We start from the raw sequence: 14,455 nt of genomic DNA on the forward strand, positions 1-14,455 counted from the left end.
GCCGGTTGCCCGGCGAGCACCCTGTCAGGGCAACCGGTGGAACGCCTCGTCCAGTCCGCGAAGCCCGCTGGTGTCAATGAGGAACTCCGATTCGAGGCATTTGCGGAGCTCGTCGGCGCTCGTCAGCTCGAGTCGGACGGACTCACCACCGAGCGGGTGGACGGTGAACCGGGTTCCGTTGAGTGCATACCGTCGCCCTTCCGCGACCCGGGCAGCGAGAAGTCCGGTGACGAAATGGGAACCGGGCCAGGTGGACAGGTACCAGTTCGGCGCCTCGTAGTCGACGGGGTGCTGCGGGGTGAGGTCGAAGCGGTAGATGGGACGCCACTCGTCACCGACGAGGGCCTCCAAGAGGTAGTCGCCGCGCAGGTCGAGCAGCCGGAACGGCTCGAGCCGAGTGTCCTGCACCGTGTTCGTTTCGAGGCGCAACGTGGTGTCGAGGGTCATGCCGCCGAACCCGACGTCGATGATGCGCCGGTCACCTTCGACATCGATCAGAAGCAGCATGTGCGAGCGCGGGTTGATCACGTCGGTCGACGGCGACCCCCACAGCACCCGAGCCGCCAACGCCGTGACGTCGAAGCCCAGTTCGAGGAGTACGGCGCGCAACAAGAGGTTCTGCTCGAAGCAGTAACCTCCTCGGCGCGATTCCACCAGTTTGCGTTGCAGCGACTCGAGGTCCAGCCGATTCGGTGTGCCGAGGAACGGATCGAGGTTCTCGAACGGAATCGACCGGGCATGGTGGGCGGCAATGGCGTTCAGTGTTGCCGTCGTCGCGGATCGGTCCCCGTCGTATCCGATCCGTTCGAAGTACCGCTCGAGGTCGAGATCGCCTGCAGTTCCCATGACCCTCAGTGTAAGCACGCCCGAGTGGGTGATCAGGCGCCGTTCGCGTCCGGTGAGCGGCATCGTGCGCGCGAGCGTACTTTCGCACTTGTATGGGTGGAGACCGGCGCGCGGCGGAAGGACTCTCATGAAACGGGGATGTGTTGCGGCTGCCGCGTTGCTGGTGGGCTTTGCCGCCACCGGTTGCCAGACCGATTCGAGCACGGGGGAGTCGGCGGCGACATCGGCGGCGCAACCACCCGTTGCCGCTCCCACCGTTGCCGCTCCCACCGTGGTCGCGACCGAGTTGGAGGTGCCCTGGGGAATCGCGCTGTTGCCCGACGGCGCCGCGGTGATCGCCGAGCGGGACAGCGGCACCATCCGTCGTCTGCAACCGAACGGTGACGTGACCGAGGTCGGGGAGGTTCCGGAGGTGGCAGCGCGGGGGGAGTCGGGACTGCTCGGGCTCGCCGTGTCACCCGCCTACACGTCGGACCAGACAATTTTCGCCTACCTCACCACCGACGAGGACAACCGCGTGGTCGCCGTGCGATACGACGGCCGCAGCCTCGGCGAGCCCGCCCCGATCCTCACAGGAATTCCGGCCGGGTCGATCCACGACGGGGGCCGAATCGCCTTCGGACCCGACGGCAAGCTCTACGTCACCACCGGTGAAGCCGGTGATCGGCCGCTCGCCCAGGATCCCTCCTCGCTCGGCGGCAAGATCCTGCGGATCAATCCGGACGGAACGATTCCGCCCGACAACCCGCTGTCCGGCTCACCGGTCTGGTCGCTGGGACACCGGAACGTGCAGGGCATCACCTGGGACGACGCAGGCAGGTTGTGGGCCACCGAGTTCGGCGCGAACACGTGGGACGAAGTGAACCTGATCCGGCCGGGCGCCAACTACGGATGGCCCGAGGTCGAAGGGCAGGCGGACGAGGCCGAATTCGTGGACCCGGTGGTGCAGTGGCCCACGGACGAGGCGTCACCGTCCGGCGTCGCCTACCTCGACGGGTCGCTCTGGGTGGCGGCATTGCGGGGCGAACGGTTGTGGCGGATACCCGTCGGCGGGGACGGCTCGCTCGGTGAACCGCAGTCGCTGTTCGCAGAGGAGTACGGGCGGCTTCGCACCGTCGTCGCCACACCGGACGGGGTGCTGTGGTTCAGCACGAGCAATCGCGACGGTCGGGGGTCGCCGGCAGAGAGCGACGACCGCATCCTCGCGGTGCGGCCGTCGGCCTGAAGTGCGGCCGGGCGTCAGTCGGTCCAGGGCGCGACGGGCGGCTTCACCCACATGATCTTCTCGTCCGCGTGTGCGGGCGATGCCGACGGATGATCCGGGTGGCGCTCGGCCCACGCCGACTTCTGGTCGAGCAGTTCGGCCACGGTGAGCCAGGTTTCCATGGTGCTCGGTGGATTGGATCCGGCTGCCCGCGCCAGTTTCCGCAGTGTGCTGTCGGTGAGGTCGAGCAATTCCTTCCCGCTGATAGCGCGATCCCAGACGTATTTGGCGAGCCCCACGGCCTTCTCGCGACGTTTGCGCGCCGCGCCTTCGGTGTGGGCGAAGTCGACTTCCTGAGGTTCCATCGCCTCCCTCTCTCGTGCGCGCCACTACGGTAGGTCACCGCGTGGTCGTGCCGGTATCGTGGGATGACGATTGTCGCAGCAGACGCGCGCAGTCGATGCGAACGGTAGGGAAGTCGGAATATGGGCAGGCAGCGCGGTGGCCGAACTGCGCACGCAGCCGAAGGTGGGCCCGTCGCCGGGGTCTATCCGATCGACACGGGAACCTGCGAACTCGCCGAGGACAACGTCAATCCCCACGGCTGGGTCCTCAAAGTGAACGGCGTCGAAAGTTCACACATCGACCTCACGGATCCCGAACACCTCGATTTCGAGTACATGCGGTGGATGGCCGACCTGATCGGATCCCGCTGGCAGTGCGCGGACCGGGTGCGGGCGCTGCATCTCGGCGGCGGCGCGTGCTCACTTGCCCGTTATCTGTCGGCTGTGTACCCGGACGCCCGTCAGGTAGTGGTCGAACTGGACGGCAAGCTGGCCGAACTGGTGCGTCGATGGTTCGATCTGCCGAGGGCACCGCTGCTCCGACTCCGCGTCGGTGAAGCCAGGGCTGTCACCGAAACTCTCACCGAGTCGAGCCGCGACCTGATCATTCGTGACGTGTTCGCCGGCAACACGACGCCTTCGTCGCTCACCACCGTCGAATTCACCGGCCATGTTCGCCGGGTCCTGGCACCGGGCGGGATCTACGTCGTCAACTGCGGTGACACCCGCGACCTCGTGAAGGCGCGGCGGGAGGCGGCCACCATCGGCAGCGTGTTTCCGCACACCGCCGTGATCGCGGACCCGGCCATGCTCAAGGGCCGCCGCTACGGCAACATCGTGATCGCCGGAAGTGACGCGCCCCTCGGCGACGACCCCGCACTGGTTCGGCGACTACTGGGTGGTGGTGTGCCCGCACACCTCTGGGACGACGCGCAGGTTCGGTCGTTCGCCGGTTCGGCGCGCGTCCTGCTCGACGCGGAAGGATCACCGGGCGAGTCCGGGTGAGACGGCGCTGCGGGAACATCACCGACCGCACCGTGGTTGGGTGTCGGTATGAGCCTGGAAGTGAACGACGCGCAGCGTCCCCTGCTCGACCTCGTCGCGACACACTCGCACGCCGTCCTCACAACGATCAAAAGGGATGGCCGACCGCAGCTGTCCAACGTTCTCTACACCTGGGACCCCGACACGAACACCGCCCGGATCTCGGTGACCGCGGACCGGGCGAAGACACGCAACGCCGCGCGGGACCCCCGCGTGTCACTGCACGTGAGCGCGCCCGACTTCTGGAGTTACGCGGTCGTCGAAGGTGACGCCGAGCTGAGTGCCGTCGCGAGCGACCCCCACGACGCGGCCACTGACGAGCTCGTCGAGGTATTCCGCAATGCAGCAGGTCGGGAACACGATGACTGGGAAGACTTTCGTCGGGCGATGGTGTCCGAGCGACGGCAGGTACTCCGGGTCCGCGCGACACACCTGTACGGCATGGCCCAGCTGCCGTGAGCATTCGGCCCGGAACGTAGTTGTGGCAGGCCGCCGCCCCCGGTGGGACCATGGGGTGCATGCGCAGGAGGCGGTGGCCGGCGGCCGCGCCGCCCGCCACGGGAGGGGTCGTCGTATACGGCCCCGTCGAACTCGCGACTACCCGTGATCTGACGCTTCGGCTGGCAGAAGTGGTCGCCCACCCGGCGGGTCTCGAGCTGCGCATCGAGCTCACCGCGACGGGACGCACGGCTGACAGGGCGCGTCACGAAACCCGCCCCCTCGACGATCCCGACGACCCGTCCGCCCGCTGGTCGTATCTCGCGGTGCACGTGCGGGTCGACGACGTGGTCGGGGAAGCCGACCCGAGCCACCTGCAGTCCACGTCGAGGGTGGCCACGACCGAGGCATCCGAATATCACACCGAGCCCCGATACTGGGTCGGCGCCTACCCGGAGTCGGGCGTGATCACCCTGACCGTGGGGTGGCCGGAAATCGGGCTGCATGCCCGGACCGACGTCATCCGGCTGGGCCCCAACCCCGCCCGGTGACAGGGCGAATGTACCTTTCGGTGCGGTAGCAGCGTCGAAAGGTACATTCGCCTCGAAGTCAGCGAGGCTGCTCGGCCAGCTTGGCGGCGATCACACCGTTGAGCCGCTGCAGACCGCTCGGGGTGATGCCGTGGATCTGGCCCTCGATGCTGCGCACGACATGCGTGTCGCTCAGGACTTTCTCGCTGGACTGAATCAAAACCGTTCCGGCGCCCGTGAAGTCGAACTGCCGTTCCTCTCCCGAGTTGATGCCCATCATGTGGGCGCCGGCGGCGAGGAAGTTGCTGATCCACCCCTGGTCGTAGTGGTGGCTCGGCGACGGGCAGTCCGCCCACCCGACCAGTGCTTCGGGGTCGATCCGCAGTGGCGGCTCGGCGAACATCACCGGGCCGTTGGAGGAGGCCAGGAACTTGCCGGTTCCGATGAGGGTCAGGAACCCCGGGACAATCGACTGGTTCAGCGACAAACCCGGTTCGAAGGCAAGGAGATTGGACGCCCGGATGGTGAGGTTGCCGTCGTCGAGGTCATACGAGTTGATGTCGTAGCCCCGGTCACCGATGATCAGCTTCCCGAAGCCTTCGGCTACTGCATACTCACCCATGTAGAGCGGCGCCGAGAACTGGTTGGCCACCATGTGCAGTGCGGCGCCGTGCAATTCGTGGGTCAGCGCCTGGAACTGCATCTGCCCGTAGTAGGCGATCATCGCACCCTTGCGGATGAACCAGGGGGCCGTGAGGTCGATGCAGTAGGCGTAACTGTTGTCCGGAATGTTGTCGCTGGCGCCCAGGGTCGACGGATTCAGCACGGTGCTCACAGTTTCTCCTCCGAAGCCTGAACGTAGACGATTCCTTGTCCGCTGCACTGCAATTGCATCGCTTCTCCGGCGCCGCGGCCCACGGCATCACGCCAGCCGACCGCGGATTTCAGTTCTACCTGGACGTTTCCGTAGGTACCGACGAACGCGTCGGGGTCGACGAGGATGGGGTTGGGACCGCCCACCGGGATCTCCAGGAAACCGCCGTGCGCCAACAGCACCGCCGATCCGTACCCGGACAGCTGCGTCGTGAACATGCCTGTCCCGGACAACGCACCCGCAGCGGCGCCTCGAAGTGCACCGAGCATTCCGCGACCACCGCCGCCGCCCTGACTCATCACCGAGACCACCGAGCTCTGCAGTCCGGCGTTGTGGGCGAGCAGTCGGGACGCCTCGACGCACAGAGTTCCACCCTGCGACATGTCGACCACGTGCACCTCGAGACCGGCGTGACCGTAGTGCACCTCGCCCTGTCCCTGCGCGAGCATCGTGCGCTCGTGTTCGCCCTGCATCATCCGTCCGGCCATGCGGGTGAACCCGCCCATCCCGGCCATGGACTGCGAACCGGGGACCTGGTGCGGGGAGAACTGGACCTGACCGGTGTAGAACAGCATCGACCCGGTGCGCGCGACGACTCCGCCCGCTGCCCCGACATCGACCTTGACGACCTTCGAGTTGACCTGTGTGAACACCATGCTGATCACCGTTCCGCCGGCTGGATGGACACGACGCCGTGGCCGTCCCACTTGAGGGAGAAGGCTTCGCCGTTGCCCTGGCCGACGGCGGTCCGCCACGACACATCGGTGACGAAGGACTGGGTCAACTGCCCGCGGGCCGAGACGAAGGCGTCGGGGTCGACCACGAGTGGATACTGCGGCGACACCTCGAGGTGGATAAGCGGGCCGCCGGCCGAGAGGAAGGCCACCTGCCCCTGTCCCGACACCGTCGTGGTGAACAGGCCCTGGCCGCCGACACCGCCGCGGAGACCGGTGAAGGTGACGTTGGTGTTCAGGTTGCCGCTGAGTGCGAGGAGTTGCTGCGACTCCACCTGCAGCGTTTCACCCGCGAGGTCGATGACGGTGATGTGCTGGCCGCCCACCGCGAAGTAGACGACACCGTTGCCGGAGCATTCCATCAAGGACAGCGACTCGCCGGTGGCGCGCCTCTTCATCCCCGCCAGTACACCGTCGCCGCCACCGAAACCGGCCGATTTGAAGCTGACATTGCCCTCGTAGGCAATCATCGATCCCTGTATTGCCCGGATGGTGGTTCCGGCCAGTTGGGCTTCGACCACCTTCTTCGACTTCTCGAGCAGCCGCGCCATAGGTGCCCTTTCCAGTGCCGAGCGGCAGTGTTCGTGACCGGGTCACGAACACTGCCGCAGGATGTGAGTACAGGCAGAACCTAGCTGATGGTGACCGGTTTCGGCTCGTCCACGTCGTTGTCCGAGCTTCCGCCGGCGGCTGCCGCCTTGCGGTTGCGCAAGATGCTGGAGATGAACGCGGCTCCGATGAGGGCGACGCCGACGAGTCCGGTGATGTTCTCGTTGACGTGGTAGCCGATGGAGACGAGCAGGATCACGGCCAGGGCGCCGATGGCCCAGTGCGCCCCGTGTTCGAGGTACACGTAGTCGGACAGGGTGCCCTTGCGAACGAGGAATACGGTGATCGAGCGGACGAACATCGCACCGACGAAGCCGAGGCCGAGGGCGATGATGATCGGGTCGGAGGTGATCGCGAAGGCACCGATCACGCCGTCGAAGGAGAACGACGCATCCAGGACCTCGAGGTAGAGGAACAGGAAGAAGCCGGCCTTGCCGGTGGCCTTGGCCAGTTCGGTCGGGCCGCCACTGGAGCCCTCGACGACCTCGCCGTTCTCATCCTCTTCGGGGGTGTTGAACAGTTCGCCGAGGCCGTTGACGGCGATGTAGGTGATCATGCCGAGGACGCCGGCGACCATCACGGTGGAGACGGTGTCTTCGGGCGCGATGTACGAGGCGGTCAGCAGAAGCAGGCCACCGGCGACGATCACTGCGAGCTGGTCGAGCTTGCCTGCGCGGGCGAGCGGCTTCTCCAGCCAGGACAGCCAGGTGATCTCGCGCTCTTCGAGGATGAATCCGAGGAAGAGCATCAGCAGGAACATGCCGCCGAACGCCGCGATCTGCGGGTGGGCGTCGGTGAGCAGGGTTTCGTAGCTGGGGCTGCCGTCGGGGAAGTATGCGGCGTCGTCGGCGGGCGGGTTGAGTGCGAGGTCGAGGGCGGCGACCGGGCCGAGGCCGGATGCCAGCCACACGATGACCAGCGGGAAGACCAGGCGCATGCCGAACACGGCGATGACGATGCCGACGGTGAGGAAGATTTTCTGCCAGAACTCGCTCATCCGTCGCAGCACGGTGGCGTTGATGACGGCGTTGTCGAACGACAGGGAGATCTCGAGGATCGAGAGGATGACGACGAGCAGGACGGCTTGGGGGCCTCCGTAGAGCGCCGCGATGATGATGGACACCACCGTGACAGCGAAGGACAGACCGAATATTCGCAGAACCACTGAGCGTGGCCTTTCTTGTTGGGCAATGCCGGGTGGCTACTGCTGGAATACGAACGCCGAGGAGGGTTCCACGTCAGCGACGCGAAACCCTACCCGGCTGATGTAGCGAAACTACCGTCAGACGTTGACGCCGTAGTCGCGGGCGATACCGGCGAGCCCGGACGCGTAGCCCTGGCCGATGGCGCGGAACTTCCACTCTGCGCCGTTCCGGTACAGCTCACCGAAGACCATCGCCGTCTCGGTGGACGCATCCTCGGACAGGTCGTAACGGGCGAGCTCGTTGCCGTTTGCCTGGTCGACGACGCGGATGTACGCGTTGCGAACCTGGCCGAACGACTGCGAGCGGGTCTCGGCGTCGTAGATCGAGACGGGGAAGATGATGCTCTCGATGTTCGCGGGGACCGCCGCCAGGTTGACGTTGATCACCTCGTCGTCGCCTTCGCCGGCGCCGGTGGTGTTGTCACCGACGTGCTCGATGGAACCGTCCGGTGAGCGCAGGTTGTTGAAGAAGACGAAGTGCTGGTCGGAGACAACCTTCTTGTCGGCACCCGCACCGATGGCGCTGGCGTCGAGGTCGAAGTCGGTACCGGTGGTCGAACGAGCGTCCCATCCGAGTCCGACAGCGACCGCAGTCAGGTTCGGCGCCTCCTTCGTGAGTGAAACGTTGCCGCCCTTGGTCAAGCTGACGCCCATTCAGGGGTCCTTTCGAGAGGAGGTGTTCGACCTCGACGGCTGTCGAAGTCTCGAGATCGTCGTGCACCACCACGATAATGAATTTGTCCGACTTGTCCCATCCGATAGCTGTCCACAGGTTTGTCCACAGGCGATTCCGGTCAGCTCGGGCCGACGGCGCCGACCAGTACGATTTCAGGTGTGACGAGCGGATGGTCGGGACGCTTCCGAGGAAGAGCCCGGAGCGACGAGTCGACTCGTCGCGCCCACGACACCATGGTCGCAGCGTTTCTTGACATGGACAACCGTCAGAGCATCGCCGCCGCGGCGGTCGACGCCTCGAAACAGCTCACCCCGGAACGCGGAGTCCAGCGGCTGTGGGAGCCGGTTCGGGAGGGGTGCTATCAGGCGGCGTCCGCGTATCTCGCGGCGGAAGATCAATTCGACGGCGTCCAGTCGCCGGCGGCAACCGCCGCATTCGAGCAGGTCACAGCGCAATTGGTGGCCGCGACACAGGCGCTGGACGAGTTCTACCGCGCGCATCGCGGTCATCTCGAGGAATCCATGGCGATGCTGGCCGCGATTCCGCAGGTGGCGCAGCAGGCCCTGCAGACAGCCGAGGCCGCTCGGGACGGGCTGCGGCGACACCAGGCGTACGGCGACTATCCGTCGGTGCGGGCATCCGCTGCGGCGCTTGACGACGCCGTCGTGTCATTGCAGGCAGCCCGGGGGGCCAACCCGGTGCGCGAAGCCGCGGGCCGGGTACGGGATGCTGCGGCGGCCCTCGACAGTGCGCTGGCGGCTGCGCCGTCCAAGGAGCGGGACGCGTCACATGCGGTGTCGTCGGTGACCACCCGGATCGCCGCCGTGCAGACCCGTGCCGAGCGGCTCGCGCCTGCCTACTCCGCACTGTTGCGAGAGTTCAACGCGAGAAGTTCGGCGGATCTCGTCCACAACCAACAGGACAGTCGCCTGCAGATCGAACAGGCCGAGGCCGATCTGCAGAAGGCGCGTGAGGCCCTGACCGCGGGCAACCCGGAAGGCGCGCTCGAGTTGACGAGCGCGGCGCGGACTCATCTGGCGGATGCCGAGGCGAAAGTGGACGGTGTCACCGACCGGTTGCGACTACTGCGGCACGTCCGCGAGAATCCGCGTGCGAAAGAGAACGAAATCAGATTTCGCCTGCGCGATGCCCAGATGTTGGCTGTCAATCGCGGGCTCGTGCGGGAATGGGGGTCGGTCCTCGACGCCCAGCTCGAGCGGATCGACCGGATCGCAGGGACACTGACGGGCAGGCACCCCGACTACTGGGCGTATATCACCCAGCTCGATGCGGTGTCGGCGTTCATTGCCGAGGTGGTTCAGAAGATGAGAGGACATACAGCGCAGCGATGACATGGGGGGACGATGAGTATTAGCGAACAGACCGCGGCAGGCGCCGTGACACCGGGTACCACGATGCCGCGGGTTCGGCACTTTCACCACCTCGACTCACAGACTCACGAACGGTTGTTCCTGCACGCTCCGCAGTCGCTGGAACCGGACGAGGACAGGGTGGTGCTGGCCGTCGCCCTCGGTGCGACGTTGTACGTGCCGGCCACCCGGTCCGATCTGGCGGACATCGTGCTTCGCCGGTCCGCGGAGGGCGTGTGCTCGATGGTCCTCGACCTCGAGGACGCCGTTGCCGACGATCAAGTGGAGTTCGCGCTGCTCAATGCCATCGACGCGCTCGACCGGCTGGCCGCTTCGGGTGGTGCCCGGCTGCAGCTCTTCGTGCGGGTGCGGGCGGCCGCTGATCTTCGGCGCATCGCCGAGCTGCTGACCACGGGCGCGGAGGTCCTCACCGGGTTCGTGATCCCGAAGTTTGGGAGCGTCACCGGCCGCGAATTCCTCGACGAGCTGGCCGCGGCGTCCGATCGTCTCGGCAAGCACCTGTACGCGATGCCCGTGCTCGAATCGCCGGAACTGGTACACCGGGAGACCCGTGACCACGAACTCGCGCGTATCGGCGAGTTGCTGGCCGAGCGTCGTGATCAGATCCTCGCGGTGCGGGTCGGGGCCACCGACATGTGCGGCACCTTCGGGATCAGACGTGACCGCGACCTGACGATCTACGACGTCCGGGTGGTGGCCGACGCGATTGCCGCCATCGTCAACTACCTCGGGCGTAGCGACGACACCGGGCACGTCATCACCGGACCGGTGTGGGAGTACTTCGCCGATCACGAGCGGATGTTCCGGCCCACGCTGCGCGCGACTCCGTTCGAGGAACACGACGAGGTGCGGTTCCGTCAGCAATTGGTGAGCCGTGATCTCGACGGTCTGCTCCGTGAAATCGCGCTCGACCGGGCCAACGGTATCCAGGGCAAAACGGTGATCCATCCCACCCACGTGGCCGCCGTGCACGCCCTGTCCGCGGTCACGCACGAGGAGTACCACGACGCTCTCGACATTCTCGGCGCCGACGGCGTCGGCGGGGTGCGCGCCTCGGGGTACCGCAACAAGATGAACGAGATGCGCCCTCATCGCAATTGGGCCGAGAAGACGCTCGTCCGAGCCAAAGTGTTCGGCGTGACAAACGAGGGGATCACATTCGTGGATCTGTTGACTGCGCTGGCCGTCCGATGACGTCACCGACCGTGTTACGTGAGGTGCCCTGGGCCACCGAGCATCTCGGGCTGACGCTCGCTCACGTCGATTCGGCGGTCGGGCTCACCGTTCCCGAGCTGATCGAGCCGGGGCTCCGCCGCAACCCGCGCCGGGCGCACCTGCTCGTCTCGACGGTCCTCGGCAAGCACCTGCCCACCGAACCCGGGGTCGTGATCTCCGCGGGCAACACCCTCGGTGACCTGGTTGCCGAGGTGCTCGGTTCGGACGTCGATCCAGTGGTGCTCGGGTTCGCCGAGACCGCGACCGGCCTCGGGCACTGTGTCGCCGCCCGGCTGCACGCCCGGTGCTACCTTCACTCGACTCGTCGTGACGTCCCGCAGGTGGGGACGTTCGCCGGGTTCGAGGAAGGGCACTCCCACGCCACCAGCCACCAGCTGCAACCGACCAGCGCCGAATTGTTCGCCAACGACCTGCCGCTCGTCCTTGTCGACGACGAGATCTCCACGGGCGCTACCGCCATTGACGCGATACGCGCACTGCACCGGCACAACCCGCGCAGCCGCTACGTGGTGGCGTCGCTCGTAGACATGCGTACCTCGGAGCTTCGCGACGCCATGGACGTTGCCGCGGCGGAGCTGGGCGTACGGATCGACAGTGTCAGCTTGGCGCAGGGCTGCACGGAGCTCCCGGACGGGCTGGTGGAGTCCGTCGCAGCTCTTCCCGACCCGGTGCTCAACGGCGTCGCCGAGCGGGCGGGCACCGTAGAGCGCGTCGACCTCACCTGGCCTGCAACGGTTCCCGACGGAGGGCGTCACGGATTCCTGAGCGAAGACGTTCCCGCCTTCGATCACGCTGTCGGATCCGTGGCTGCCGCACTCGGTGATCGTCTCGATTCCCGGCGCCCCGTGATCGTCGTCGGGCACGAGGAGTTGATGTATCTGCCGCTGAGGGTGGCGGAAGCGCTCTCGACATCCGGCCATCGGGTGCGATACCAGACGACGACGCGGTCGCCGGCGTACGTGCTGAACGAGGCCGGATATCCACTGCGCCGTGGATTCCGCTTCACCGCACCCGAATCCGGTGAGGAACAGCCCAGATTCCTGTACAACGCGCAGTGGCCGGACGAGGATGCCGTGGTGGTCGTGATGGTCGACGCGCCGGCCGACACCGACCGGCTGACTTCCGAGGGTGGCCTGCTCGACGTGCTCACCGCATCGGGCACCGACGTGGTGCTCGCCGTGGTGTCGGGAGCCGACCCCGCCCGGCTACGGGCCGCACGAGAAGGTGTGTCGTCGTGACAGGTCCGACCGGACCCGGCCCGTTGACCGGACCCGCATTCGGGTCGTACGCCGCCGAAGAGGTGGCGTGGCTGCTCAAAGACCTCTCCCACGTCAACCTCGAGGCGGACGTGGCCGAGCGGGAACGGCGCATCCAGGCGGGTGACGCCCACTACGCCGAAACCCTGCCGATCGAGTATCAGCCGGACGTCGAATACCGCGAGCTGTTCGAAAAGGTCCTGCAGGACAGTGCCATCCGACTTGCCCGGGCGGTGGGGACCGTGACCGAACTGGTCCTGGCCGAACGAGGCCGGGACATCACCCTCGTATCGCTGGCGCGCGCCGGGACCCCGGTGGGCGTGTTGATGCGGCGGTGGGCGCGCGAGGTTGCCGGAGTGACGCTGCCCCACTACGCCGTCTCGATCGTCCGGGACCGCGGTATCGATGCGACCGCCCTTGATTATATTGCGGCGCATCATGATTCCCGCAAAGTGGTGTTCGTGGACGGCTGGACGGGTAAGGGCGCCATCGCGCGCGAGCTGTCGCAGGCGCTCACCGAGTACCGCGACGCCGGGGGTGCCGTTTTCGACGACGACCTCGCAGTCCTCGCCGACCCCGGGCACTGCGTACGCACGTTCGGCACCCGCGACGATTTCCTCATCGCCTCCGCCTGCCTCAACTCGACGGTCTCCGGACTGGTGTCGCGCACGGTCCTCAACGACACCCTGATCGGGCCGGGCGACTTCCACGGCGCCAAGTTCTACGCCCACCTCGCGGGTGAGGACGTGTCCAATCATCTCCTCGATTCCGTCTCCGCCGCTTTCGCCGATGTGCGCGAACACGTTCCCGGTGACGTGGATAAGCTGCTCCGCGGTGACCGGACACCGACCTGGGACGGCTGGAAGTCGGTCGAGGCAATCCGCGAGCAGTACGGAATTTCCACCGTCAACTTCGTCAAACCGGGAGTCGGCGAGACCACCCGAGTATTGCTGCGACGCGTGCCGTGGCGTGTACTCGTTCGCGACCTCGACGCGCCTGAGCACGCGCACATTCGACTGCTCGCCGCTGCGCGCTCGGTTCCGGTGGAGGAAGTGTCCGACCTGGCGTATTCGTGCATGGGCCTCATCAAGGATGTGACATGAGCAGGCAGGACACCAAAAGTTCAGGCAGGACGGCGCTGATCGCCACCGACCTCGACCGGACCATGATTTATTCGCGTACCGCGATGGAGCTCGGTACGGCGGAGTCCGACGTGACGTCCACGCCGGACGCCGAGGACGTGTTGTGCGTCGAGGTGTACGACGGAAAACCGTTGTCGTACGTCACCTCCGCCGCCGAGGCTATGCTGAGGAAGCTCACCGCTTCGGCGGTGGTGGTCCCCACGACGACGAGAACCATCGTGCAGTTCCAGCGGATCGAGTTGCCCGGCGCGCCCTGGCGGTATGCCATCACCACGAACGGCGGAAACATCCTGGTCGACGGGGTACCCGACGAGCAGTGGCGCACCGGTGTCGAGACCGCGCTCGCAGACGGTGGCGCCTCACTCGAGGAGGTCGGGACCGAACTGGGTCGCCGGATCGACGACAGCTGGGTCCGCACTTTCCGCGTCGCCGACGAGTTGTTTTCCTACCTGGTCGTGGATCCCGAAGCGATGCCGTCGGGATTCGTCGAGGAGTGGGACGAATGGTGTGCGGCGCGGGGATGGGGGGCGTCGCAGCAGGGTCGCAAGATCTACACGATGCCGAACGCGGTGTGTAAGAGCCTCGCGGTCGCCGAGGTTCGTTCGCGGCTGATCGACGACGGGGTGCTTCCATCGGATGCACCCGTTCTCGCAGCCGGTGACGGTGCGCTCGACGCCAACATGCTGAGCGCCGCCGACGCCGCGATCCGCCCACGCCATGGAGAACTCGAATTGGCGAACTGGCAGCATCCGACGCTGTCCATCACCGAGAGCAGCGGTATCGCCGCTGGTGAGGAGATTCTCCGGTGGATGTCGGCGCGCGTCGCCCACGGTGCGGCGGCGACGTCTGTCACCTCACTTTTGTAGGTTGGTAGGCAAACCGGTCGAACGGGACGAACCCGACGCTCCCCACAGTGAAGGAATCACG

General features: G+C 66.4%; 16 protein-coding genes. 9 read left to right on the forward strand and 7 right to left on the reverse strand.

The genetic code is table 11. From position 1 onward, the window contains the following. Positions 1–24 precede the first annotated feature (24 nt). A complete protein-coding gene (locus HYG77_RS18915) occupies positions 25–846 on the reverse strand; it encodes an arylamine N-acetyltransferase (RefSeq protein ID WP_208960222.1) in 822 nt (273 codons plus the stop codon). Between the two features lie 127 nt (positions 847–973). Between HYG77_RS18915 and HYG77_RS18920 the strand changes: the two genes are divergently transcribed. Next, the gene (locus HYG77_RS18920; RefSeq protein ID WP_208960223.1) at positions 974–2,071 is read left to right on the forward strand and encodes a PQQ-dependent sugar dehydrogenase; all 1,098 of its coding nucleotides are present in this window, start codon (positions 974–976) and stop codon (positions 2,069–2,071) included. Positions 2,072–2,085: 14 nt separating this feature from the next. On the opposite strand, the gene HYG77_RS18925 is transcribed toward HYG77_RS18920, so the two are convergent. Next, positions 2,086–2,415, reverse strand: coding sequence for a hypothetical protein (locus HYG77_RS18925; protein ID WP_109333942.1), 330 nt, complete (start codon positions 2,413–2,415; stop codon positions 2,086–2,088). A gap of 120 nt (positions 2,416–2,535) precedes the next feature. Here HYG77_RS18925 and HYG77_RS18930 point away from each other — a divergent pair, with 120 nt between their 5' ends. Genes HYG77_RS18930 through HYG77_RS18940 form a run of 3 tightly spaced genes read left to right on the forward strand, consistent with a single transcriptional unit; the run spans position 2,536 to position 4,427 of the window. After that, positions 2,536–3,399 carry a fused MFS/spermidine synthase gene (locus HYG77_RS18930; protein ID WP_208960224.1) on the forward strand — a complete coding sequence of 288 codons (864 nt, stop codon included), beginning with the start codon at positions 2,536–2,538 and terminating at the stop codon, positions 3,397–3,399. A 48-nt stretch (positions 3,400–3,447) separates the two neighbouring features. Further along, on the forward strand, positions 3,448–3,897 hold the full coding sequence (locus HYG77_RS18935; RefSeq protein ID WP_109333938.1) for a PPOX class F420-dependent oxidoreductase: 450 nt from the start codon (positions 3,448–3,450) through the stop codon (positions 3,895–3,897). 59 nt (positions 3,898–3,956) lie between these two features. Then, positions 3,957–4,427 carry a hypothetical protein gene (locus tag HYG77_RS18940; protein ID WP_208960225.1) on the forward strand — a complete coding sequence of 157 codons (471 nt, stop codon included), beginning with the start codon at positions 3,957–3,959 and terminating at the stop codon, positions 4,425–4,427. A 58-nt stretch (positions 4,428–4,485) separates the two neighbouring features. Here HYG77_RS18940 and HYG77_RS18945 read toward each other — a convergent pair whose 3' ends face one another. The 5 genes from HYG77_RS18945 to HYG77_RS18965 form a co-directional block, all read right to left on the reverse strand. Continuing rightward, positions 4,486–5,241, reverse strand: coding sequence for an AIM24 family protein (locus HYG77_RS18945; protein WP_208960226.1), 756 nt, complete (start codon positions 5,239–5,241; stop codon positions 4,486–4,488). Continuing rightward, positions 5,238–5,936 (reverse strand): AIM24 family protein, encoded by a 699-nt coding sequence (locus HYG77_RS18950; RefSeq protein WP_109335402.1) that lies wholly within the window; start codon positions 5,934–5,936, stop codon positions 5,238–5,240. The genes HYG77_RS18945 and HYG77_RS18950 overlap by 4 nt, the downstream gene beginning before the upstream one ends. Positions 5,937–5,941: 5 nt before the next feature. Further along, positions 5,942–6,565, reverse strand: coding sequence for an AIM24 family protein (locus HYG77_RS18955; protein WP_208960227.1), 624 nt, complete (start codon positions 6,563–6,565; stop codon positions 5,942–5,944). A gap of 80 nt (positions 6,566–6,645) precedes the next feature. Next, positions 6,646–7,788, reverse strand: coding sequence for a DUF475 domain-containing protein (locus HYG77_RS18960; RefSeq protein ID WP_208960228.1), 1,143 nt, complete (start codon positions 7,786–7,788; stop codon positions 6,646–6,648). Positions 7,789–7,905: 117 nt separating this feature from the next. Further along, positions 7,906–8,481 carry a TerD family protein gene (locus HYG77_RS18965; RefSeq protein WP_109333930.1) on the reverse strand — a complete coding sequence of 192 codons (576 nt, stop codon included), beginning with the start codon at positions 8,479–8,481 and terminating at the stop codon, positions 7,906–7,908. A gap of 276 nt (positions 8,482–8,757) precedes the next feature. On the opposite strand from HYG77_RS18965, the gene HYG77_RS18970 reads away from it, so the two are divergent. From HYG77_RS18970 to HYG77_RS18990, 5 genes are read left to right on the forward strand one after another with little or no spacing between them, the layout of a single operon-like run. Next, positions 8,758–9,855 carry a hypothetical protein gene (locus HYG77_RS18970; protein ID WP_244372946.1) on the forward strand — a complete coding sequence of 366 codons (1,098 nt, stop codon included), beginning with the start codon at positions 8,758–8,760 and terminating at the stop codon, positions 9,853–9,855. Positions 9,856–9,867: 12 nt separating this feature from the next. Continuing rightward, positions 9,868–11,088 (forward strand): HpcH/HpaI aldolase/citrate lyase family protein, encoded by a 1,221-nt coding sequence (locus HYG77_RS18975; protein ID WP_204164832.1) that lies wholly within the window; start codon positions 9,868–9,870, stop codon positions 11,086–11,088. Then, complete coding sequence (locus tag HYG77_RS18980; RefSeq protein WP_208960229.1) at positions 11,085–12,368, forward strand: phosphoribosyltransferase family protein; 1,284 nt, start codon at positions 11,085–11,087, stop codon at positions 12,366–12,368. The genes HYG77_RS18975 and HYG77_RS18980 overlap by 4 nt, the downstream gene beginning before the upstream one ends. Next, positions 12,365–13,489, forward strand: coding sequence for a cysteine protease StiP family protein (locus tag HYG77_RS18985; protein ID WP_208960230.1), 1,125 nt, complete (start codon positions 12,365–12,367; stop codon positions 13,487–13,489). Before HYG77_RS18980 ends, HYG77_RS18985 begins: the two co-directional genes overlap by 4 nt. Further along, positions 13,486–14,394, forward strand: a complete 909-nt coding sequence (locus HYG77_RS18990; protein WP_208960231.1) for an HAD family hydrolase — start codon at positions 13,486–13,488, stop codon at positions 14,392–14,394. The genes HYG77_RS18985 and HYG77_RS18990 overlap by 4 nt, the downstream gene beginning before the upstream one ends. The last annotated feature ends 61 nt before the right edge of the window (positions 14,395–14,455 follow it).

The sequence above is a fragment of the Rhodococcus sp. ZPP genome, from assembly GCF_017656075.1.
GTDB lineage: Bacteria > Actinomycetota > Actinomycetes > Mycobacteriales > Mycobacteriaceae > Rhodococcus_F > Rhodococcus_F oxybenzonivorans.

Coding starts and splice junctions, on each gene's coding strand:
- HYG77_RS18950 (WP_109335402.1), bottom strand. CDS start 5,936: ATGGTGTTCACACAGGTCAACTCGAAGGTCGTCAAGGTCGATGTCGGG.
- HYG77_RS18990 (WP_208960231.1), top strand. CDS start 13,486: ATGAGCAGGCAGGACACCAAAAGTTCAGGCAGGACGGCGCTGATCGCC.
- HYG77_RS18975 (WP_204164832.1), top strand. CDS start 9,868: ATGAGTATTAGCGAACAGACCGCGGCAGGCGCCGTGACACCGGGTACC.
- HYG77_RS18930 (WP_208960224.1), top strand. CDS start 2,536: ATGGGCAGGCAGCGCGGTGGCCGAACTGCGCACGCAGCCGAAGGTGGG.
- HYG77_RS18940 (WP_208960225.1), top strand. CDS start 3,957: ATGCGCAGGAGGCGGTGGCCGGCGGCCGCGCCGCCCGCCACGGGAGGG.
- HYG77_RS18915 (WP_208960222.1), bottom strand. CDS start 846: ATGGGAACTGCAGGCGATCTCGACCTCGAGCGGTACTTCGAACGGATC.
- HYG77_RS18965 (WP_109333930.1), bottom strand. CDS start 8,481: ATGGGCGTCAGCTTGACCAAGGGCGGCAACGTTTCACTCACGAAGGAG.
- HYG77_RS18955 (WP_208960227.1), bottom strand. CDS start 6,565: ATGGCGCGGCTGCTCGAGAAGTCGAAGAAGGTGGTCGAAGCCCAACTG.
- HYG77_RS18935 (WP_109333938.1), top strand. CDS start 3,448: ATGAGCCTGGAAGTGAACGACGCGCAGCGTCCCCTGCTCGACCTCGTC.
- HYG77_RS18980 (WP_208960229.1), top strand. CDS start 11,085: ATGACGTCACCGACCGTGTTACGTGAGGTGCCCTGGGCCACCGAGCAT.
- HYG77_RS18970 (WP_244372946.1), top strand. CDS start 8,758: ATGGACAACCGTCAGAGCATCGCCGCCGCGGCGGTCGACGCCTCGAAA.
- HYG77_RS18925 (WP_109333942.1), bottom strand. CDS start 2,415: ATGGAACCTCAGGAAGTCGACTTCGCCCACACCGAAGGCGCGGCGCGC.
- HYG77_RS18920 (WP_208960223.1), top strand. CDS start 974: ATGAAACGGGGATGTGTTGCGGCTGCCGCGTTGCTGGTGGGCTTTGCC.